This window comes from Bradyrhizobium sp. Pha-3, assembly GCF_042258325.1.
Classification (GTDB): domain Bacteria; phylum Pseudomonadota; class Alphaproteobacteria; order Rhizobiales; family Xanthobacteraceae; genus Bradyrhizobium; species Bradyrhizobium elkanii.
On record NZ_CP170151.1, the window covers coordinates 1417135 to 1438766 of the forward strand.

The window sequence follows — 21632 nt, forward strand, 5'->3', positions numbered from 1 at the left end:
GCACGACCGTGACTGGCGACGGTCTCGCCGGCCCTGGAGGACTTTATGACTGGCTTCGACGTCTTCGCGATCGCGTTTGTTCTTCTCGTCATCGTTACGCTGTTCGCCGGGATCAAGACCGTTCCGCAGGGTTATGACTGGACCATCGAGCGGTTCGGCAAATACACCCGCACGCTGTCGCCCGGCCTCAATCTGATCGTGCCCTATTTCGACCGCATCGGGCGCAAGATCAACATGATGGAGCAGGTGATCGACATCCCCGAGCAGGAGGTGATCACCAAGGACAACGCCACCGTGACGGTAGACGGCGTCGCGTTCTACCAGGTGTTCGATGCCGCCAAGGCGAGCTACGAGGTCGCCAATCTCAACCAGGCGATCACCGTCCTGACCATGACCAACATTCGCTCGGTGATGGGCTCGATGGATCTCGACCAGGTGCTGTCGCATCGCGACGAAATCAACGAGCGGCTGCTGCGCGTGGTCGACGCCGCAGTGTCGCCCTGGGGCGTCAAGGTCAACCGCATCGAGATCAAGGACATCGTGCCGCCGGCCGACCTCGTCGAGGCGATGGGCCGGCAGATGAAGGCCGAGCGGGTCAAGCGCGCCGACATTTTGCAGGCCGAGGGCCAGCGGCAATCCGAAATCCTGCGCGCCGAGGGCGCCAAGCAGGGTCAGATCCTGCAGGCCGAGGGCCGCCGCGAAGCCGCCTTCCGCGACGCCGAGGCGCGCGAGCGGCTCGCCGAGGCCGAGGCCAAGGCGACCCAGATGGTGTCGGAATCGATCGCCAAGGGCGACGTCGCCGCGCTGAACTATTTCATCGCCGACAAGTACATCAAGGCGTTCGGCCAGCTCGCGGAATCGCCGAACCAGAAGGTCTTGATGCTGCCGATCGAGACCTCCAGCGTGCTGGGCTCGCTGGCCGGCATCGGCGAGATCGCCCGCGCCACCTTTGGCGAGAGCGCGGCGTCCGCTACGGCCGCGGCGCGGCGCGGCGGCTCGGTGCCGCCGGCCGGCCCGACGGCGCCGCCGCCGGTGCCGCCGCAGCGGTGAGGGCGTGACGGCGTCGCGCCCGCAATGGTAGAGGTCGTGTCATGGCCGAGATGTTTTCGACATTGGGTACCTGGAACTGGCTGATCTTCGGCTTCATCCTGATGGCGCTGGAGCTCGCGGCGCCCGGGGTATTCCTGTTCTGGCTCGGGCTCGCGGCGCTCCTAGTGGGCTTGCTGTCGTTCGTTTTCACGCCGTCCTGGCAGATGCAGCTCTTGATGTTCGCGGTGTTCGCCGCGTTGGCGGTGCCGGCATGGCGGCATTTTGCCAAGGGCGCGACGGCGGCGAGCAAGACCAACCCGTTCCTCAACCGCCGCAACGAAGCCCTGGTCGGCCGCGAGTTCACGCTGGAGAAGCCGATCATCGACGGATCGGGCACGGTGCGGATCGACGATACGGTCTGGCGCGTCGCCGGCCCCGATGCGCCGGCCGGCAGCCGGGTGAAGGTGGTCCGCGCCGACGGCGCTAGCCTGACGGTGGCGATCGCTTAGTTTGACCTGAGCCATCGACGACGACTTGGCCCGAGCGTCGAATGCTGCTTCGGACGAGTAATCCGTAGCCCGGGTGAGCCAACGGGTCGCGCGAATGCGCGCCCGATGACAGGCTCCGCGATACCCGGGGAAACCGCTCCCGCATATCGCTCCGCTCATGCGGGCTACACACTGACGGTCGCCGAGGTCTTGCTGCCGCCCCGCTTGCTCCAGCGCTCGGCGAAACGATGGAGCGGCGTGAAGGTCTGGAACAGCTCCCGCCCGAGCGCGGTGAGGCCGTAACCATCCTCCGTCAGCTCGACGAAGCCGGCCTCGCGCAGCTCGGTCAATCGCGTCTGCAGGATGGTCGGCGAGGCCTCGTCGCAGGCAGCGCGCAGCGCGCGCGAGGTCAGCGCGCCCTCCCGCAGCTCCCAGATGATGCGCAAGGTCCAGCGCCGTCCCAAGAGATCGAGCAGCGCCATGATCGGGCGGCCGGTCCGCGAGCCGCGAACGCCGGGCCTGGTGGCCGGAGCCTGTTTCGGCATGTCGCGAATCCCTCTTCGAATCCCGCTTGCGTCATCCGCTACAGATACTGTAGCGTGTTGCTACATTAAATGTAGCAACGGGATCAGCCCATGTCACGCCTCGCGCCGCTCGATCCGCCCTATCCGGCGGACGTTCAACAGCATTTCGACCGCATCATGCGCGGCAAGCCGCCGCTGCTGCTGTTCCGCATGATGGCCGGCCATCCGCGCGCCTGGGAGAAGTTTCGCGGCGGCAGCCTGCTGGATCGTGGGCCGTTGTCGCTCAGGGAGCGGGAGATCGTGATCGACCGCACTTGCGCGCTCAACGCCTGCGAATATGAATGGGGCGTCCATGTCACGGCGTTCGGCGCGGCCGCCGAACTGACGGAGCAGCAGGTCTACGCCACCGTGCGCGGTGCGGCCGATGCCGACTGCTGGTCGCCGGCCGAACAGGCGATGATCGCGGCGGTCGACGCGCTGCATGCCCGCGCGACGCTGGATGACGCGGAATTCGCGGCGCTGTCGGCGCATTACGATGAGGACCAGATCCTGGAGATCATCCTGCTGTGCGGCTTCTACCGCACGGTCTCCTACCTCGCCAACGCGTTGGCTCTGCCGCTGGAGCCGACCGCGGCAAGATTTCCCAAGTAACCGCTGTCATTCCGGGGTTCGCGCCAACAGGCGCGCCCTCAGATGCGCCATTGCGCATCGGGGAATGACAAAGGACCTACGCCACACCCGCGCGCAGCAGATCGTGCAGATGGATGATGCCGACCGGCTTCTTCGCATCGGTCACGATCAGCGTCGTGATCTTCGAGGCGTTGAGCAGCTCCAGCACTTCGCCGGCCAGCGTGTCGCGGCTGATCGTCTTCGGCGTTTTGGTCATGACCTCCTCGACCGACAGCGTCAAAAGGTCGGGGCGCATCTGCCGGCGCAGATCGCCGTCGGTGACGATGCCGACGAGATGGCCGTGGCGGTCGACGATGCCGACGCAGCCAAAGCCCTTGGAGGTCATCTCGACCAGCGCGTCGGACATCTTGGTGCCGAGCGGCTTCAGCGGCAGCGCGTCGCCGCCATGCATGAGGTCGCGGGCATATTTCAGGAGTGCGCCGAGCTTGCCGCCCGGATGCAGCACGCTGAAATCGGTCGAGGTGAAGCCGCGGCCCTCGAGCAGCGCGATCGCCAGCGCATCGCCGAGCGCCAGCATCATCAGCGAGGAGGTGGTCGGCGCCAGATTGTGCGGGCAGGCCTCGCGGGCCTTCGGCAGCGTCAGCTGCACGTCGGCGGCCTTGCTCAGCGTCGAATCCTTGTCGGCCGTCATCGCGATCAGCGGAATGCCGAAGCGCGCGGCATAGGCGATCAGGTTGCGCATCTCCGGCTGCTCGCCGGACCATGACAGCGCCAGGATCACGTCATCGATCGTGATCATGCCGAGGTCGCCATGGCTCGCTTCGGCGGCGTGCACGAAGAACGCCGGCGTGCCGGTCGAGGCAAAGGTCGCGGCGATCTTGCGCCCGATATGGCCTGACTTGCCGAGTCCGGTGACGATCAGCCGTCCCTTTGCATTGCCGATCAGCTCGGACGCTGCCGCGAACGGCGCGCCCAGGTCGGACTTCAGTGCCGTGGAGAGGGCTGCGACGCCGCTTGCTTCGGCATCGAGGGTGCGGAGCGCCGATTGAACGGCGCCGTCATCGGGGCCGGATGATTTGGTCATCAGCGGTTTCGGTTTGGCCATTACGGATTCCAGGGGAGGGGTTTTGCACCCGGGCGTCTCCCTTAGCACGTTCGATTCCGCGATGCGACGCGCGGCGACCGATCCTCAACGGCTCATTAACCATAATTGTTTTAACTCCATTAACGACGTTTTCCGCCGCCCGGTGGAGAGCGTCCAACAAGTATATGAATTCGTTGGAGTATTTCCATCGTGTTGCGGCGGCCAGCAAGCGGCCCAGACCGGCGTGGATGCGTTGTCCGCGCGGTTTTGCCATGTCTTGCCGTGACTGTTCTGGCGCTGACCGTGACCACCGGGCTCGCCCAGGCCCAGACCGTGACGCCCGATCTGTTCAGCCCCAATCGCCAGAGCCAGGTGATCACGCAGGATTCGCCGCTGCGCCGGACCACGGCCGACGCCATGGATCCGCTCAACGGCCTGAAGCTGCCCGACGCCGATCGCGATCGCCGTTCCTCCTCATCCTCATCGATATCGACGACGACGCGGATCGGGCAGGTCCCGACCTACGGGCTCCCCGCGGCGAACGGCGCCTCGACGTCGGGCTATGACTCGCTCAACCGCAAACGCCAGAAGCCGAAATATTATCCGGGCCAGGCCAAACCGAAGCCGCCGGCCGGACCCGGCTCGCCGCAGCCGACGCCATTGAACGCCACGGGGCAGCTGCGGCTGTCGATCCCGCCCTCGGAGACCGCCAACAAGACGCCGCTGCCGCCGTCGATGGCCGGCACCATCGTCGGCCAGCCGCCGCGTAAGCGGCTCAAGATCGACGACGATCCGTTCGGCGCGGTCGGCGACTACGCCGGCTCGTTCATGGTCAAGACCGCGGTCGAGGTGATGGCGGGCTACGACACCAATCCGGGCCGGCTCTACTCGCCGCAGGGCAAGGCGTTTTACATGGTCGCGCCGGAATTCCTCGCGGTCTCCGACTGGGAGCGTCACGCCGTCGTCGCGGATTTGCGCGGCTCCTTCACCGGCTATGGCTCCGGGCTGACGCCGAACGCCGACGGCACGCCGCTGTCGGCGCCGCTCGACATCGACCGTCCGAACTTCACCGGTCATATCGACGGCCGGCTCGACGTCTCAAGAGACACGCATCTCCTGGGGCAGGCCCGCCTGCTTGTCTCGACCGACAATCCCGGCAGCCCGAACGTGCAGGCCGGCCTCGCCAGATATCCGATCTACACCGCCGTCGGCGGCACCTTCGGCATCGACCAGAATTTCAACCGCATGCAGGTCTCGCTCGGCGCCACTGTCGACCGCACCGATTACCAATGGTCGAAGCTCACCGACGGCACCTCGTCGTCGAACGACGATCGCAACTTCACGCAATATGGCGGCGTCGGCCGGGTGAGCTACGAGCTCAATCCGGCGGTGAAGCCGTTCGTCGAAGTGCAGGGCGACAGCCGCTTCCACGATCTCTATCTCGACCGCAATGGTTACGCGCGCAACTCCTCGGGCGGCTACGTCAAGGCCGGCACCTCGTTCGAGTTCACGCGGCTGCTGTTCGGCGAGGTCTCGATCGGCTACGCGATGCGCGATTACGCCGACACGCGGCTCAACCGTCTCGAAGGCCTGCTCACCACCGCCTCGCTGACCTGGACCGCGACGCCGCTGACCACCGCAAAATTCTATTCCGACACCCAGATCGGCGAGACCACGCTGCCCGGCACCTCGGGCGTGCTGTCGCGCACCTACACCGTCGAGGTCGACCACGACTTCCGCCGCTGGCTGACCGGCATCGGCAAGTTCACCTACGGCACGCTCGATTACCAGGGCGACAACCGCAACGACACGATCTACTCGGTGTCCGCCGACCTGATCTACAAGATGACCCGCAGCCTCTGGATCAAGGGCACCGTGCGCCGCGACTGGCTGGATTCGAATTTGGCGGGACAGAGCTCGGCGTCAACGGTGGTGATGCTCGGCGTGCGGGTGCAGAACTAGCGGTGGGGATGCGCGAGTCGCATCTCAATGAGGCGTCAGCCCCGCGAAGGCGGAGCATCCGGTACGCCGCTGCTTGTCCGTTCAAGCTCTGACGTCTCTGGAATACTGGATCGCCCGCTTTCGCGGGCGATGACAGCTGAGTTTGTGGGATGCAGTTAGGCGAAATCGCCGGGGTGCTTACCCCGGCAGATCAGTCTTCCCCATCAGGAAGGTGTCGATCGAGCGCGCGCACTGGCGGCCTTCGCGGATCGCCCAGACCACGAGCGACTGGCCGCGGCGCATGTCGCCGGCGGAGAAGATCTTCGCGCGCGAGGTCTGGTAGTCCTGCAGGGAGGCGCGGACGTTGCCGCGCTGGTCGAGCTCGACGCCCAGCGTCTTGAGCAGGCCCTCGTGCACCGGATGGACGAAGCCCATCGCCAGCAGCACGAGCTCGGCGTCGAGCGTGAACTCGGTGCCGGGCAGCGGCTTGAACTTGTCGTCGACCTTGACGCAATGCAGCTTGGTCACCTTGCCGTCGGCGCCTTCGAACTTCGTCGTCAGCACGGCGAATTCGCGCACCGCGCCTTCGGCCTGGCTCGACGAGGTCCGCATCTTCAGCGGCCAGTTCGGCCAGGTCACGCCCTTGTTCTCGTGCTCGGGCGGCGCCGGCATGATCTCGAGCTGGGTCACCGACTTGGCGCCTTGCCGGAACGAGGTGCCGATGCAGTCCGAACCGGTATCGCCGCCGCCGATCACGACGACATGCTTGCCGTCGGCGAGGATGTCGGCGGCGCCGTTCAGCGGCTCGCCGGAGACGCGGCGATTCTGCTGCGGCAGGAAGTCCATCGCGAAGTGGATGCCGGAAAGCTCGCGGCCGGGGATCGGCAGGTCGCGGGGGGCTTCCGCGCCGCCGGTCAGCGCCACGGCGTCATACTGCTTGGCGAGCTCCTGCGGATCGATCGCGCCCGGCGTCGAGCCGCCGACAGCCTTGCCGTAATGGAAGGTGACGCCCTCGGCTTCCATCTGGGCCACGCGGCGGTCGATGACGCCCTTCTCCATCTTGAAGTCGGGAATGCCATAGCGCAGCAGGCCGCCGGCCTTGGCGAATTTCTCGTAGACATGCACCTCGTGGCCGGCGCGCGCGAGCTGCTGCGCAGCGGCCATGCCGGCGGGACCCGAGCCGATCACGGCGACCTTCTTGCCTGTCTTGACGGCTGCGATCTCCGGCTTCACCCAGCCATTGTCCCAGGCGCGGTCGACGATCGCGCATTCGATGGTCTTGATGGTGACCGGGTTGTCGTCGATGTTGAGCGTGCAGGACGCCTCGCACGGCGCCGGGCAGATGCGGCCGGTGAATTCGGGGAAATTGTTGGTCGAGTGCAGGTTGCGCGAGGCTTCTTCCCAGTTGCCCTGATAGACGAGGTCGTTGAAATCGGGGATCTGGTTGTTGACCGGGCAGCCCGGCGTGCCCGGCGCGGTCGAGCCGGTGCCGTGGCAATAGGGGATGCCGCAATTCATGCAGCGCGCAGCCTGGTCGCGCGTGTCCTTCTCGCTCAGCGGAATGACGAACTCGTTGAAGTTCTTGAGCCGCTCGGCGACCGGCTCGTACTTGCGGTCATGCCGCTCGATCTCGAGAAAACCTGTGATCTTGCCCATTGAAACCCGATGCCCCTGCATCATGTGTTCGTCTGTTCTGTTTGACCCTCATCCTGAGGAGCGGCGCGTGCGCCGCGTCTCGAAGGATGGAGGCCCGTGTGGCGGCCTCATGATTCGAGACGGCGCTGCGCGCCTCCTCACCATGAGGGTCTTTCAGGCTTACGCGCCGATCGCGATCTTCGGCTCGGCGTCGGCGTTGGCCTTCATTTCCTTCAGCGCGCGGCGGTACTCCACCGGCATCACCTTGCGGAATTTCGGCAGCCAGCTCTTCCAGTCGGCGAGGATCTCCGCCGCCTTCTTCGAACCCGTCAGCTTGGCGTGACGCGTGATCAGGACGTGCAGCCGCTCCACATCGGAGTCGAGCAGGTTCTGGAACACGTCGACCCGGCCATGTGCCTCGAGATCGCCGGAGTGGTGGTAGGTGTCGGCGTTGATCATCTCCTCCGACAGCACCGGCTCGAGCTCGACCATCGAAAGATTGCAGAGCTTGTCGAAGTCGCCGGCCTCGTCCAGCACATAGGCGATGCCGCCGGACATGCCGGCCGCGAAGTTGCGCCCGGTCTTGCCGAGCACCACGACGATGCCGCCGGTCATGTATTCGCAGCAATGATCGCCGGCGCCTTCGACGACCGCGACCGCGCCGGAGTTGCGCACCGCGAAGCGCTCGCCGGCGATGCCGCGGAAGTAGCACTCGCCCGCGATCGCGCCGTACATCACGGTGTTGCCGACGATGATCGACTCTTCCGGCACGATGCCGGAGATCTTCGGCGGCTTGACGATGATGCAGCCGCCCGAGAGGCCCTTGCCGACATAGTCGTTGCCTTCACCCTCGAGGTCGAAGGTGACGCCCTTGGCGAGCCAGGCGCCGAACGCCTGTCCCGCCGTACCCTTCAGGCCGACATGGATGGTGTCGAGCGGAAGGCCGGCATGGCCGTAGATCTTGGCCACCGCGCCCGACAGCATCGCGCCGGCGGAACGGTCGGTGTTGTTGATCTCTTCCTCGATCTTGACCGGGGCGCCGCGATCGAGCGCGGCCTGCGCCTTCCCGATCAGCCGGCGGTCGAGCACGGCTTCCAGATGGTGGTTCTGGCTTTCCGAGTGATAGATCGTCTGGCCCTTCTCCTCCTTCTGCCGCACGAACAGCTTGGAGAAATCGAGGCCCTTGGCCTTCCAGTGCGAGACCAGCGCGGTCTGGTCCAGCATCTGGACCTGGCCGACCATCTCGTCGAACGTCTTGTAGCCGAGCTGCGCCATGATCTCGCGGACTTCCTCGGCGACGAAGAAGAAGTAGTTGATGACGTGCTCGGGCTGGCCGGTGAAGCGCTTGCGCAGCACCGGATCCTGGGTCGCGACGCCGACCGGGCAGGTGTTGAGGTGGCACTTGCGCATCATGATGCAGCCCGCCGCGATCAGCGGGGCGGTGGCGAAGCCGAACTCGTCGGCCCCGAGCAGCGCGCCGATCACGACGTCACGGCCGGTGCGGAAGCCGCCGTCGACCTGGACCGCGATGCGGCTGCGCAGCTGCTGGCGCACCAGCGTCTGATGGGTCTCGGCAAGACCGATCTCCCACGGCGAACCGGCATGCTTGATCGAGGTCAGCGGCGAGGCGCCGGTGCCGCCCTCGAAGCCCGCGATGGTCACATGGTCGGCGCGCGCCTTGGCGACGCCGGCGGCAACCGTGCCGACGCCGACCTCGGACACCAGCTTCACCGAGACCTGGCCGTCCGGATTGACGTTCTTGAGGTCGTAGATCAGCTGGGCGAGGTCTTCGATCGAGTAGATGTCGTGATGCGGCGGCGGCGAGATCAGGCCGACGCCCGGCGTCGAATGCCGCACGCGTGCGATCGTCGCGTCGACCTTGTGGCCGGGCAGCTGGCCGCCTTCGCCGGGCTTGGCGCCCTGCGCCATCTTGATCTGCATCATGTCGGAGTTGACGAGGTATTCCGTCGTCACGCCGAACCGGCCCGAGGCGACCTGCTTGATCGCCGAGCGCATGCTGTCGCCGTTGGGCATCGGCTTGAAGCGGTCGGACTCCTCGCCGCCTTCGCCGGTGTTCGACTTGCCGCCGATCCGGTTCATCGCGATCGCGAGCGTGGTGTGCGCCTCGCGCGAGATCGAGCCGAACGACATTGCGCCGGTCGAGAACCGCTTGACGATGTCCTTGGCCGGCTCGACGTCCTCGAGCTTGACCGGCTTGCGCTTGTCGTCCTCGGCGCTCTTGATCCGGAACAGGCCGCGCAGCGTCAACAGACGCTCGGACTGCTCGTTGAGGATCTTGGCGAACGCCCGGTAGCGCTCCTGCGAATTGCCGCGCACTGCATGCTGCAGCGTCGAGACCGATTCCGCGGTCCAGGCGTGGTCCTCGCCGCGGGTGCGGTAGGCATATTCGCCGCCGACATCGAGCGCGCTCTTGTAGATCTGGCCGTCGCCGAACGCGTCGGTGTGGCGACGAACGGTCTCCTCGGCGATCTCGCCGAGGCCGACGCCCTCGATCCTTGTGTGGGTGCCGGCGAAATACTTGGCGACGAAGTCCGCCTTCAGGCCGACCGCGTCGAAGATCTGCGCGCCGCAATAGGACTGGTAGGTCGAGATGCCCATCTTGGACATCACCTTGAGCAGGCCCTTGCCGATCGACTTGATGTAGCGCTTGACGATCTCGTAGTCGTCGAGCGCGCCGGGCAGCCGGTCCTTCATCGCGAGGATGGTTTCGAACGCGAGATAGGGGTTGATCGCTTCGGCGCCGTAGCCGGCGAGGCAGGCGAAGTGATGCACCTCGCGCGGCTCACCGGATTCCACGACGAGGCCGACCGAGGTGCGCAGGCCGGTGCGGATCAGGTGATGATGCACGGCGGCGCAGGCCAAGAGCGACGGGATCGGAATCCGGTCGGTGCCGGTCATGCGGTCCGACAGGATGATGATGTTGATGCCCTCGCGCACCGCGCCCTCGGCGCGCGCGCAGAGCTCGTCGAGCACCTGCTCCATGCCCGCCGCGCCGAAGCCGGCGTGGAAGGTGGTGTCGAGCGTGCGCGACTTGAAGTGGGTCTCGGCGACGTCGGAGATCGAACGGATCTTTTCCAGATCCGCGTCGGTCAGGATCGGCTGCCGCACCTCGAGGCGCTTGGTCGAAGCGACGCCCTGCAGGTCGAACAGGTTCGGCCGCGGCCCGATGATCGAGACGAGGCTCATCACGATTTCCTCGCGGATCGGGTCGATCGGCGGGTTCGTCACCTGCGCGAAGTTCTGCTTGAAGTAGGTGAACAGCTGCTTCGGCTTGTCGGACAGCGCCGAGATCGGCGTGTCGTTGCCCATCGAGCCGGCGGCTTCCTCGCCGGTGGCCGCCATCGGCGTCATCAGGATCGCGATGTCTTCCTGGCTGTAGCCGAACGCCTGCTGGCGATCGAGCAGCGGCAGGTTGGAGCGCACGCCCTTGGCCGGCGCATCCGGCAGCTCCTCGAGCTGGATCTGGGTGCGATGCAGCCAGTCGCTGTAGGGATGGCTCTTGGCGAGGTCGGCCTTGATCTCGTCGTCGGGAATCAGGCGGCCCTGCTCGAGGTCGACGAGCAGCATCTTGCCGGGCTGCAGCCGCCACTTGGTGACGATCTGGTCCTCCGGAATCTTCAGCACGCCCATTTCGGACGCCATCACGATGCGGTCGTCCTTGGTGACGAGATAGCGCGCCGGGCGCAGGCCGTTGCGATCGAGCGTGGCGCCGATCTTGCGGCCGTCGGTGAAGGCGATCGCGGCCGGGCCGTCCCACGGCTCCATCAGCGCGGCATGATATTCGTAGAACGCGCGGCGCTGCTCATCCATCAGCGGATTGCCGGCCCAGGCTTCCGGAATCATCATCATCACGGCGTGGGGCAGCGAGTAACCGCCCTGCACCAGGAATTCGAGCGCGTTGTCGAAGCAGGCGGTGTCGCTCTGGCCTTCATAGGAGATCGGCCAGAGACGGCTGATGTCCTTGCCGTAGAGCTCCGAATGCACGGAAGCCTGCCGCGCCGCCATCCAGTTGACGTTGCCGCGCAGCGTGTTGATTTCGCCGTTATGGGCGATCATCCGGTACGGATGCGCCAGCGACCAGGTCGGGAAGGTGTTGGTCGAGAAGCGTTGATGCACCAGCGCCAGCGCGCTGTCGAAGTCGGCCTCATGCAGGTCGGGATAGTACTTGCCGAGCTGGTCGGCGAGGAACATGCCCTTGTAGATCACGGTGCGGCACGACAGCGAGCACGGATAGTAGCCCGCCATGCCGCGGTCGCGGCGTTGATAGATCGCCTGCGAGATCGACTTGCGCAGGATGTAGAGGTGGCGCTCGAAATCGTCCTCGGTCTTGGCCGCACCATTGCGGCCGATGAAGACCTGCATGTGGTAGGGCTCGGTCGGCTTCACGGTGACGCCGAGCGAGGAATTGTCACTGGGCACGTCTCGCCAGCCGAGCAGCTTGAAGCCCTCGTTCTTGATCTCGTCGGCGATGATGCTCTTGATCACGTTACGCCACGCGGCATCGCGCGGCATGAACAGCGCGCCGATGGCGTATTCGCCGGGCTGCGGCAGCTTGAAGCCGAGCTCCGCGGTCTTGCGCGCGAAGAAGGCGTGCGGGATCTGCACCAGGATGCCGGCGCCGTCACCGGCGCGCGGGTCGGCGCCGACGGCGCCGCGATGCTCGAGGTTGCACAGGATGTTCAGCGCGTCGGAGACGATCTGGTGCGACTTCTGGCCCTTGATGTTGGCGATGAAGCCGACGCCGCAGGAATCCTTTTCCAGGCTCGGATCAAACAGGCCTTCGGCTTCCGGGCGCCAAGTATGCAACTCACGCGCGGGCTCGGCGGCTTTCGAGTCCGCGGTCGCCGACAGCGTTCCTGCCACGATGTTTTCGCGCTCGAATTCCGACCCGCTCATGTGTCCTCTCCCTTTCGTAAGGGCCCCACCGTATTTGGCGCACCTTGGACGTTGCGGCACCCACCGGGCCACCGCTCGTCCGCCGCGAGCCGCATTTTCCTAAATTCAGACGACGGGCGTTTCAACGTCCCCTGAGGGACGGCCCTGCCTGCAGCATTCTCGGAGCTCGGGGCGCCGAGGTCTCGTTGCAATCCCTATGCCGGGATGGCCGCGAAATTGAGACAGCTTTGCTGTCCTAACTACGACCTTGCCAAATTTTTGTCTATCACACAAGCGCGAGGAAGTCCTCGCCCGCATGCTCGGATCGAACGGCTCGGCGGGCCGCGCCGCGCCCCTGATTCGAAGCAAACACGCCGTGATCTGGCCCAAGGAGCGACCAAGGACCGCCGAATTTGAAACTGAAATTTTGCCCCGGGGCAAGCCGGCAAGAGAGCGGGAACGCTCCCAAGGGCGGGCAGACAGGAGTTACGGCGATGAAGTTGTTCACAGGTTCGGTTGCTGCCGCGGCCCTCGCGCTCAGCGCAGCCGCGGCCGAGGCCCAGCTGGCGACGCCCGCCCGGATCGGCAGCCCGCTTTTGGTCAGGGTATCCGACATGGACGGGCCCTATGCCGCCATGCCCGAGGTTCCGCCGCCGCCGCGCTACGGCCGTGTGCCGAGCCTGTTGCCGCCGGTCGAGGTCTACACCGTGCTCCGCGAGAACGGCTATCTGCCGCTTGGCGCGCCCCGGCAGCGCGGGTTCGTCTACACGATCTCGGTGATCGACCAGGGCGGCGACGACGGCCGGCTGGTGATCGATGCCCGCGACGGCCACATCATCCGCTTCACGCCGGCCTCTCGACTCGGCGACAATTATGAAGAGGAAATGAGCGCGACCGACGGTCCCGCCGGGCCGATGCCGCGGCCGATCCAGGCCCGGGTGCCGCGCCCGCCACTCCCGATCCCGCATGTCGCCAGCCGCGTGCCGGTGCCCAAACGCAGCCCGCTCTCGGCCAAGGCCCAGGCTCCGGCCCCGGCTGCCCAGGTTCCGGCGGCGGCAGCTCAGGCTCCCGCCCCGGCGGCTCAGGCCGCCGTCCCGCAGGCGGCCACGCCGCAGCCTGCCCAGGGAGCCGCACCCACGCCGTCCGAGCAAGCCGCAGCTGCCCCGAAGCCGGCCGAGGCCCAGGCTGCGCCGCAAGTCGTCCAGCAAGCTGAGGCTCCGACCGTCGGTCAGGGTGCTCCGCCGCCGGCGCCCGCGATCCTGCCGACTCAGGCGATGCCCAAGGTGCAGGGATTGGAGTGAGATCCGTAGCCCGGATGGAGCGCAGCGAAATCCGGGGACGTCTCGGCGGCAAGACCTTCCCGGATTGCGCTTCGCTCCATCCGGGCTACGAAGGCCTGAACTGGGCCACGGCCCGCCGCAACAAAAAACGCCCCGGTTTCCCGGGGCGTTTTCGCGATCAGCCAATATCTGCTGACGCGGGGTTTGTTGCTCAGGCGGCGACCTTGCCGGCCGAGCCGTCGACGACCTGGGGAGCCTTCTCGCCGCCGCCGATCGGAATGCTGCGGGGCTTCTTGGCCTCGGGAATCTCGCGGACGAGATCGACGTGGAGCAGACCGTTCTCGAGCGAGGCGTTCTTCACCTGCACGAAGTCGGCAAGCTGGAAGACGCGCTCGAATGCGCGGGAGGCGATGCCGCGATAGAGCACTTCGGAGCCGTTGCCGGAATTCTCGTTGGCGCTCTTCTCGCCCTTGATCGTCAGCGTGTTCTCCTTCGCGACGATCGAAAGCTCGGCCTGCGAGAAGCCGGAGACCGCGACGCTGATCCGGTAAGCATTCTCGCCGGTGCGCTCGATGTTGTAGGGGGGATAGCCGGGGCTGCCGTCCGAGGTCACCTGATCGAGCAGGTTGAAGAGGCGGTCGAAGCCGACGGTGGAACGATAAAACGGAGTGAGGTCGTAGCTACGCATAGGAATAGTCCTCCATTGAGCGACTGTTTCAGTTACCCGCCCGCCATCGGGCCGGGCTTAGATGTGTGCAGCCTGATGTTTCGGTTCCGAAACACTGGAAGCGGCCTGCACGGAGGTGATATGGGAGGGGTCACGTCGCGTTCAAGAGGCGGAAACCGCGTCGCATTTTTCGGCGCCGGCGTCCTTGATCTCCACCCTGTCTCACCACTCCGGTCCCCTTCATGACGCTCGTCTCGATTCCCGCCAACCCGGTTCCGGACGACGTTGTCAGTGGCACCATCAAGACACCAGATGGTGCCGAGCTGCGCTTTGCACGCTGGGCGCCGCCGCCCGGCCGCAAGGGCACGGTCTGCGTGTTCGGCGGGCGCGGCGAGATGATCGAAAAATATTTTGAAACCGTGCGCGATCTGCGCGACCGCGGCTTTGCGGTGGCGATGATCGACTGGCGCGGGCAGGGCCACTCGTCGCGGCGGCTGCGCGATCCCCGCAAGGGCTACGTGCGCGACTTCGCCGACTACGAGGTCGACGTCGAGACCTTCGTGCAGCAGGTGGTGCTGCCGGATTGCCCGCCGCCTTATTTCGCGCTGGCGCATTCGATGGGCGGTGCGGTGATGCTGCGCCTCGCGCATGCCGGCAAGCGCTGGTTCGACCGCATGGTGCTGTCGGCGCCGATGATCGACCTGCCGCGCCGCCGCGTGTCGTTCTTCCCGAGCGCGCTGCTCAGGATCATGCGGCTGGCCGGGCAGGGCGGCCGCTACGTTCCCGGCGGCGGCGACGAACTGGTCGGCCTCGCGCCCTTCATCGGCAATCCCGTGACCAGCGATCCGGTGCGCCACGCCCGCAACGCGGCGATCCTGGAGGAAGATCCGACGCTCGGCATCGCGGCGCCGACGATCGCCTGGGCCGACACCGCGTTCACCGCGATGCGCACTTTCCGCGGCATGTCGTATCCGTCCGAAATCCGCCAGCCGATCCTGATGCTGGCGGCGAGCAATGACGAGGTCGTGTCGACGGCCGCGATCGAGGAGTTCGCCTATCACTTGCGCGCCGGCTCGCATCTCGTGATCGCCGGCTCCAAGCACGAAATCCTGCAGGAGCAGGACCGCTACCGCGGCCAATTCTGGGCGGCGTTCGATGCGTTCGTGCCGGGCACGCCGCTGTTCAAGTGAAACATGGCGTTTTCGAGCGAAGTGGATCCCGGTTCGCGTGAAGAAAACGCGTCAAACAAAAATCTAGCGCTGTAGCAGCGCGATGATCCGATCGGGAAAGCGCTTGTCCACGAACAGCGTCCTGACCTCGGCTACGCTGAGATAGCGGTCCTTGCCTTCGCCTTTGCCCATGATGTCGAGCAGCACCGGCCACTCGCCGAGCATCAGGAGCGGATAGTAGCAGTGCAGGATGCCGTAAGACGGCGGATGCTCGTTCTTGGCGCGCTGGAAGTTCGCCGCCATGAAGGTCTTGATCTCGGCGGCCGACAGCCCGCGTTCGACGCTGCCGTCGGGGGCCTTGTAATCCTTGCCGAAGGTCGCGAGCCGCGCAATCTCGTCCTCATGGACCACCGCGTGCTGGTCGAGGATGCGCGAGCCGGCGCCGTGCTTGTCGAGTGGGCCGTTGCGCAACGCGTCGAGAATGGCGCCCTGGAACAGGCTGCGCAGCTGGCTGAAAGGACCGAGGCCGTTGGCGATCTGCGCCACCATGAAGATCTTCGCCCGTGCGGTGAACCCCTCGAACCCGGTCTTGCCGGTTGCGCGTCCGATGGTGCCGGTCAGTTCAGGCAGCGGCACGATATGGCCGCCGACATAGTTGCCGGCGACGAGCGCCCGCAGGAACGGGCAGGGATTGTCAGGGGAAATCTGCGGCGCGGGCGCCCTGCTTGCAGCCGTATCGGACATCAAACCACATCCTGAAAAGCGTCAGCCTAAAAAGCATCCATTACCGGTGGATGAATTCGCTCAGGAGTCGACGGCGAATTTCGATGTGGACGCAACCAGAGCGAGTTTGCCGAACGGCAGGCCGGCTTTCAAGAGGCCGTCGCGATAATGCGCGATGTCGGCCGGGTTCTTCCAGTGGAAATTGCGCAAGTGACGCTCGACCGTCAGCTCGGGATGGTTGGCGAGCAGGGCCTCGGCTGCCTGCGCGGCCTCGTCGGCGCGGCCGAGCTGGGCGAGCGCTGCGGTGCGCACCGCAAGGCACTGCAGATGGTTCGGGTTCAGATACAGCCCCTCGCGCGACCACGACAGCGACGCGTCATATTGCCCGAGCAGATAATGGCTGAACGCGTTCAGCGCCGCCCATTGGTAGCGCGGGTCGCTGTTGCCGCGCTGGACCGCCGTCGAGAACAGATCGACCGCCTTGCGATGGTCGCCGATCACCATGTGGCAGATTCCCAGCACGCCGCGCGCGCCCATGTCGTAGGGGTTGAGCTCGATCGCCCGCTTGATGGCGTCCATCGCGGCTTCGTAGTGGCCCTGCATCGCATGCAGATAGGCCAGCAGCGAAAACGCGAACGAGGAGCGCGGGTCGAGCCGCACGCTGCTCTCGGCCAGGCTGACCGACGAGGCCCACAATTCGCGCGTGCTCGGAATCCAGCCGAACTGGATGCTCTGGATCTGGATCAGCGCCAGATAGGCGCGCGCGATCGACAGCGCGGGGTCGAGCTCGATCGCCTCCTTGAACAACGCGATCGCGGTTTCGCAATCGTCCTTGGTCTGGTGGTAGTAGTGCGACAGCCCCTTCAGGAAGCGATCCCACGCCGTCAGTTCGGCGTTCGGCGAGCGCGCCGGTGCCGAGGCCTCGGCGCGATAGATCTCCTGCGCGACGGCGGCGGAGAGATTCGCGGTGATCTCGTCCTGCATCGCGAACAGGTCGCCCATGTCGCGGTCGTAGCGGCCGGTCCACAGCTGCTCGCCCTTCTCGGGCGCGATGAGTTCGGCGGAGACGCGGATCTTGTTGCCGGCGCGCCGTACCGAACCCTGGATCAGATAGGTTGCGTCGATCTCGCGCGCGATCAGCCGCGTCGAGACGTTCTTGCCCTTGTAGGCGAAGGTCGAGTTGCGGCTCAGCACGCGATAGAAGGATTGCAGCGACAGCGCGTGGATCAGGTCCTCGGTCAGGCCGTCCGAGAAATATTCGTCGGCGCCGCCGCTCAGATTGTCGAACGGCAGCACGCCGACGATTGCGGTCCGGTATTGCCCCGGCAGATGCGGGCCGTCGTCCGGAACCTGCTCCTGAGCATCGGACCCGGCCGGCGCCCAGGTCCAGACATTGACCGGCTCGGCGATGTTCTTGAAACGGTGCGGGCCGGCGTCGACGAGGGTGACGGCAAGCCGCCGTCCCGCTTCGGTGCGGGCCTTGTCCGACACCGCGATGCCGCCCGGCGTTGCCACCGTCTCGAGACGGACCGCGATGTTGACGTCGTCGCCGAACACCTCGTCCTCGTCGGCCATGACGTCGCCCATGTGGACGCCCATTCGGAAGTGCATGGCACGGTCGGCCGGCAGATGTTCGTTGCGCTCGGCCATCAGGGTCTGCATCGCGACTGCGGCCTCGATCGCGCCGATGATGCTCGGAAATTCCAGCAGGAAGCCGTCGCCGGTGTTTTTGACGATACGGCCGCCATGGTTGAGGATGATCGGGTAGATCGCGCTGCGGTGCGCCTTGAACGAGGCATGCGTCCCCGCCTCGTCGGCACCCATCATGCGGGAATAGCCGGCGATGTCAGCGCAAAGAATGGCAGCGAGCCGTCTTTCCATGTCTCCTGTGCCCTGGAATGGCCACTTAGCCGAGGTGACCGAATCCGATACTTACAAGACAGGCCGGGTCCGGCGGAAGCCCGGTTTGCAGGCACCTATAATGCATAGTAGCAGGAATTGGCACGCGACCAACGGATGGTACAGTCGTTTCTCTACTGAATTCGTGTGTCGCTGGGATGGCGCCGGCTGGCCGATCATCCTTTCCGGCCGGTTACTTGCATAGGTTAACGTCGCTGACATGCTGGGAATTCACGAGCTTTGGCTGTTTGTCCTGTCCGGGCTGCTGCTCAACGTCACACCGGGCCCGGATACCGCCTATATCATCGGGCGCACGATTCAGCTCGGATGGCGCGGCGGAGCCGCTGCGGCGATCGGAATCAGCAGCGGCTGCCTGGTCCATGTGCTGGGTGCGGCGATCGGGCTGTCGGCGCTGCTGATGGCCTCTTCGACCGCGTTCCTGGCCGTCAAGCTGGTCGGCGCGGCCTATCTGGTGCTCACCGGTCTGCAGATGCTGCTGGCGCGCGCCAAGCCAATCGCTGACATCACAGGGCAGGGCGGCGAGACCTCGATCTCGCGCGTGTTCTGGCAGGGGGCGCTGACCAATATCCTCAACCCCAAGGTGGCGCTGTTCTTCCTGGCTTTCCTGCCGCAATTCGTGGCGGCCGATTCGCCGCACAAGACGCTCGCCTTCCTGGTGCTCGGGCTGATCTTCATCACCGGCGGCACGCTGTGGTGCCTTGGCCTTGCGGCCTTCGCGGCGCGGGCTGCCGGCCGCATCAGGCAATCGGCCGGCGTGATCGCCTGGATCAACCGCTCGCTCGGCGCGCTCTTCATCTATCTCGGCGTCCGCGTCGCGACGCTGGAGGCGCGCTAGTTCGCGCCTTGGCGCTCTGGCTCTGCCACTCTAGCCGTGGATCTTGAGCAGCGCGCTGCCGGCGAGATAGGTGCCGAGCAGGATCATCGAGATCAGGAACCAGCGGCGGAACACCTCGGGCTGCATCCGTGTGCGAACCGCCTGGCCGATGAACATGCCGGTGAACGACGCCGCCATCGCGACCGCGCCCGGCAGCGCGGTGGCCGCCGTCAGCAGGCCCGAGGCCGTGAGGTTGAAGGCTAGCGCCACGGTCGCGGTGGTGAAGAACACGCCGAGCGCCTGCACCAGTTCGTCCTTCTCCATGCCGATCGCCTGCATGAACGGCATCGAGGGGATGACCTGAACGCCGGTCGCCGCCGAGATCAGCCCGGTGATGACGCCGACGATGCCGCCGATCCATTTCTCGTCGCGCCGCGCGACCTTGAAGCTGAACCGGCTCAGGCCGACGATCGCGTAGATCACCAGCAGCACGCCCAGCACCACGGTGCCGTAGGCCGCGTAAGGCCCGGTCAGCAGCCCGGCATTGATCCAGATCCCGGCCACGGTGCCGAGCATCAGCGGCCACAGCCGCTTGAGGATGTCGCGCAGATAGGGACCGACAAAGGTCTGCCAGATATTGGTGACGATCGCCGGCACGATCACGATCGCAATCGCCTGGCCCGGCGCCATCGTGGTTGCGAGCAGCCCCATCGCGACCGTCGGCAGGCCGAGGCCGACCGTACCCTTGACGAAGCCGGCGAGCAGGAAGGCGAAGGCGATGAAGATCAGGAGATGGTCGACCATGGCGGCACATTGACCGATCGATGCGAACGGCACAATCTGGAGGTTACGGAGTTAGCCTTCGGGTAGTCCGAAGGTACAGGGCGGGAAACGTCATGCGGTTCGACCTGACCGATTTGCAATTGTTCATCGCGGTTTCCGATGCGCGCAGCATCACGCAGGGTGCGGCGCGCGCGAACCTTGCGCTGGCTTCGGCCAGCGAGCGGATCAAGGGCCTCGAGGAGGCGCTCGGCGTCGCGCTGCTCAAGCGCGGCCGCCGCGGCGTCGAACTGACTGCGGCGGGCGAGAGCCTGCTCGGCCACGCCCGCATCGTGATCCACAATGTCGAGGCGCTGCAAAGCGATCTCGCCGCCTATGCCAGCGGCGTGCGCGCCAACGTGCTGCTGCTCGCCAACACCTCGGGCCTGTCGGAGCATCTGCCGCGCGCGCTCGCGGCCTTCCTGCACGAGCATCCCGATATCAGCGTCGACGTCGAGGAGCGCGAGAGCACCGATATCGCGACCGCGATCGCCAGCGGCGCCGCCGATCTCGGCTTCGCCGCGGAACACGCGCTGCCCGACAGCGTCGAGCGCTTCCTGTTCAGCGAGGACCGCCTGATGCTGGTGGCGTCGCGGCGCAGCGATCTCGGCGGCCGCCGCCAGATCGACTTCCAGGAGGTGGTCGGCCGCGATTTCGTCGGGCTCACGGCAACCTCCGCGCTGCAGGTTCATATCTCGCGGCACGCCGCAAAGCTCGGTGCGCGGCTGCGCTTCCGCGCCCGCCTGCGCGGCTTCGATGCGATCTGCCAGATGGTCGCCGCCGATGTCGGCATCGCCGTGATCCCGGAGACCGCGGCGCGGCGCTGCGCGGCGTCGATGCCGATCACGACGATAAGGATCCGCGACGCCTGGGCCAACCGCCGGCTGACGATCTGCGCGCGCAGCTTCAAGGCGCTGCCGCGGGCGGCCAAGCAGCTCGTGGACTATCTGCGCGCCGAAGCGCAGCGCTGACGGCTGGCTCATTTCGTCGTCACCACGCCGGCGTCCTGGATCACCTTCGCCCATTTCCTGATGTCGGCAGCGATGAAGTCGCGGAAATGCTCCGGCGTGTCGCCGGCCAACGTCAGGCCTTGCTCGGCGAGCTTTTGCTTGACCATCGGATCGGCCATCGCCGCGGTGGCGAGCTGGTTCAGCCTGGCGACGATCGCGGGCGGCGTTCCGGCCGGCGCGACCATGCCGTACCAGTTCTCGATAATCAGGTCGGGCATGCCGGCTTCCGCCGTGGTCGGCACGTCGGGCGCGGTCGGCGCGCGTTCGCGGCCGCCGAGCGCGATCGGCCGCAGCGCGCCCGCCTTGATCTGCGGCAGGATCACCGGCAGGTCGAGGAAGGTCATCTGCACCTGCTGACCCAGCAGGTCGTTCACCGCCGGCGCGGCGCCGCGATAGGGCACGTGCACGATGTCGATCTTCGCCGTCAGCTTGAACAATTCGCAGGCGAGATGCGGCAGGCTGCCGGGGCCGGAGGAGGCGAAGTTGAGCTTGCCCGGCTGCGCTTTGGCGAGCGCGACCAGTTCGTTCATGTTCTTCGCCGGCACGTTGGCGGCGACCACCAGCATCTCCGGCACGGTCGCGACCAGCGTCACCGGCGCGAGGTCCTTCAGCGTGTCGTAGGCGACCTTCTCCATGCTCGGGCTGATCGCCAGCGCGCCCGCGCTCGCGATCGCCACCGTGTAGCCGTCGGGCGCGGCCTTCGCGACTGCGTCGGTGCCGAGCACGCCGCCCTGGCCGGCGCGGTTGTCGACGATGACGGGTTGCCTTGCGAGCTCCGAGATCTTCTGCCCGATCACCCGCGCGATGATGTCGTTCGGCCCGCCGGGCGGGAACGGCACGATCAGCCGGAGCGGCTTGGTCGGGAAATCCTGGGCCGAAGCCGTGACGGGCGCGAGAAGCAGGAGAAGGGCTGCCAGCAGCCTGCCGCACATCGTCATGTCGCCCATCCCTGACTTTTCTGGTTGCGGTCAGGATGGGCGCAGATCAGACGCCCGGCAACTCA

Annotated in this window: 17 protein-coding genes; 8 read left to right on the top strand and 9 right to left on the bottom strand. The window is 66.2% G+C overall.

Translation table 11 applies throughout. The features are described from left to right. Positions 1–45 precede the first annotated feature (45 nt). Positions 46–1050, top strand: a complete 1005-nt coding sequence (locus tag ACE10X_RS06870; protein ID WP_304498607.1) for an SPFH domain-containing protein — start codon at positions 46–48, stop codon at positions 1048–1050. A gap of 41 nt (positions 1051–1091) precedes the next feature. Next, positions 1092–1538, top strand: coding sequence for an NfeD family protein (locus ACE10X_RS06875; RefSeq protein WP_038384355.1), 447 nt, complete (start codon positions 1092–1094; stop codon positions 1536–1538). Positions 1539–1702: 164 nt separating this feature from the next. Here ACE10X_RS06875 and ACE10X_RS06880 read toward each other — a convergent pair whose 3' ends face one another. After that, complete coding sequence (locus ACE10X_RS06880; protein WP_038384354.1) at positions 1703–2062, bottom strand: helix-turn-helix domain-containing protein; 360 nt, start codon at positions 2060–2062, stop codon at positions 1703–1705. Positions 2063–2152: 90 nt separating this feature from the next. Here ACE10X_RS06880 and ACE10X_RS06885 point away from each other — a divergent pair, with 90 nt between their 5' ends. Next, positions 2153–2692 (top strand): carboxymuconolactone decarboxylase family protein, encoded by a 540-nt coding sequence (locus ACE10X_RS06885; protein WP_038384353.1) that lies wholly within the window; start codon positions 2153–2155, stop codon positions 2690–2692. Between the two features lie 76 nt (positions 2693–2768). On the opposite strand, the gene ACE10X_RS06890 is transcribed toward ACE10X_RS06885, so the two are convergent. Continuing rightward, positions 2769–3776, bottom strand: a complete 1008-nt coding sequence (locus ACE10X_RS06890; RefSeq protein ID WP_038384352.1) for an SIS domain-containing protein — start codon at positions 3774–3776, stop codon at positions 2769–2771. Positions 3777–4037: 261 nt separating this feature from the next. On the opposite strand from ACE10X_RS06890, the gene ACE10X_RS06895 reads away from it, so the two are divergent. Beyond that, a complete protein-coding gene (locus tag ACE10X_RS06895) occupies positions 4038–5717 on the top strand; it encodes an outer membrane beta-barrel protein (RefSeq protein ID WP_375764106.1) in 1680 nt (559 codons plus the stop codon). A 177-nt stretch (positions 5718–5894) separates the two neighbouring features. Here the strand turns inward: ACE10X_RS06895 and ACE10X_RS06900 are convergent, their stop codons facing one another. After that, positions 5895–7352 carry a glutamate synthase subunit beta gene (locus tag ACE10X_RS06900; protein ID WP_038384350.1) on the bottom strand — a complete coding sequence of 486 codons (1458 nt, stop codon included), beginning with the start codon at positions 7350–7352 and terminating at the stop codon, positions 5895–5897. A gap of 159 nt (positions 7353–7511) precedes the next feature. Then, the gene (gene gltB, locus ACE10X_RS06905) at positions 7512–12248 is read right to left on the bottom strand and encodes a glutamate synthase large subunit (protein WP_038384349.1); all 4737 of its coding nucleotides are present in this window, start codon (positions 12246–12248) and stop codon (positions 7512–7514) included. 473 nt (positions 12249–12721) lie between these two features. Here gltB and ACE10X_RS06910 point away from each other — a divergent pair, with 473 nt between their 5' ends. Beyond that, the gene (locus tag ACE10X_RS06910) at positions 12722–13528 is read left to right on the top strand and encodes a hypothetical protein (RefSeq protein ID WP_038384348.1); all 807 of its coding nucleotides are present in this window, start codon (positions 12722–12724) and stop codon (positions 13526–13528) included. 190 nt (positions 13529–13718) lie between these two features. On the opposite strand, the gene ACE10X_RS06915 is transcribed toward ACE10X_RS06910, so the two are convergent. After that, a complete protein-coding gene (locus ACE10X_RS06915; protein WP_038384347.1) occupies positions 13719–14195 on the bottom strand; it encodes an Hsp20 family protein in 477 nt (158 codons plus the stop codon). A gap of 221 nt (positions 14196–14416) precedes the next feature. Here ACE10X_RS06915 and ACE10X_RS06920 point away from each other — a divergent pair, with 221 nt between their 5' ends. Then, positions 14417–15364, top strand: coding sequence for an alpha/beta fold hydrolase (locus ACE10X_RS06920; RefSeq protein WP_038384346.1), 948 nt, complete (start codon positions 14417–14419; stop codon positions 15362–15364). Positions 15365–15427: 63 nt separating this feature from the next. Here ACE10X_RS06920 and ACE10X_RS06925 read toward each other — a convergent pair whose 3' ends face one another. Together ACE10X_RS06925 and ACE10X_RS06930 are read right to left on the bottom strand one after the other, a co-directional pair. Next, on the bottom strand, positions 15428–16087 hold the full coding sequence (locus ACE10X_RS06925; RefSeq protein WP_375764107.1) for a hypothetical protein: 660 nt from the start codon (positions 16085–16087) through the stop codon (positions 15428–15430). A gap of 60 nt (positions 16088–16147) precedes the next feature. Further along, complete coding sequence (locus tag ACE10X_RS06930; protein WP_038384344.1) at positions 16148–17947, bottom strand: adenylate/guanylate cyclase domain-containing protein; 1800 nt, start codon at positions 17945–17947, stop codon at positions 16148–16150. A 238-nt stretch (positions 17948–18185) separates the two neighbouring features. On the opposite strand from ACE10X_RS06930, the gene ACE10X_RS06935 reads away from it, so the two are divergent. Next, positions 18186–18821, top strand: a complete 636-nt coding sequence (locus ACE10X_RS06935) for a LysE family translocator (RefSeq protein ID WP_038384343.1) — start codon at positions 18186–18188, stop codon at positions 18819–18821. A 30-nt stretch (positions 18822–18851) separates the two neighbouring features. Here ACE10X_RS06935 and ACE10X_RS06940 read toward each other — a convergent pair whose 3' ends face one another. Further along, positions 18852–19604 carry a sulfite exporter TauE/SafE family protein gene (locus tag ACE10X_RS06940; RefSeq protein WP_038384342.1) on the bottom strand — a complete coding sequence of 251 codons (753 nt, stop codon included), beginning with the start codon at positions 19602–19604 and terminating at the stop codon, positions 18852–18854. 92 nt (positions 19605–19696) lie between these two features. Here ACE10X_RS06940 and ACE10X_RS06945 point away from each other — a divergent pair, with 92 nt between their 5' ends. After that, positions 19697–20590, top strand: a complete 894-nt coding sequence (locus ACE10X_RS06945; RefSeq protein ID WP_018269712.1) for a LysR family transcriptional regulator — start codon at positions 19697–19699, stop codon at positions 20588–20590. Between the two features lie 8 nt (positions 20591–20598). Here ACE10X_RS06945 and ACE10X_RS06950 read toward each other — a convergent pair whose 3' ends face one another. Continuing rightward, positions 20599–21576 (bottom strand): tripartite tricarboxylate transporter substrate binding protein, encoded by a 978-nt coding sequence (locus tag ACE10X_RS06950; RefSeq protein WP_162136650.1) that lies wholly within the window; start codon positions 21574–21576, stop codon positions 20599–20601. Positions 21577–21632: the final 56 nt, after the last annotated feature.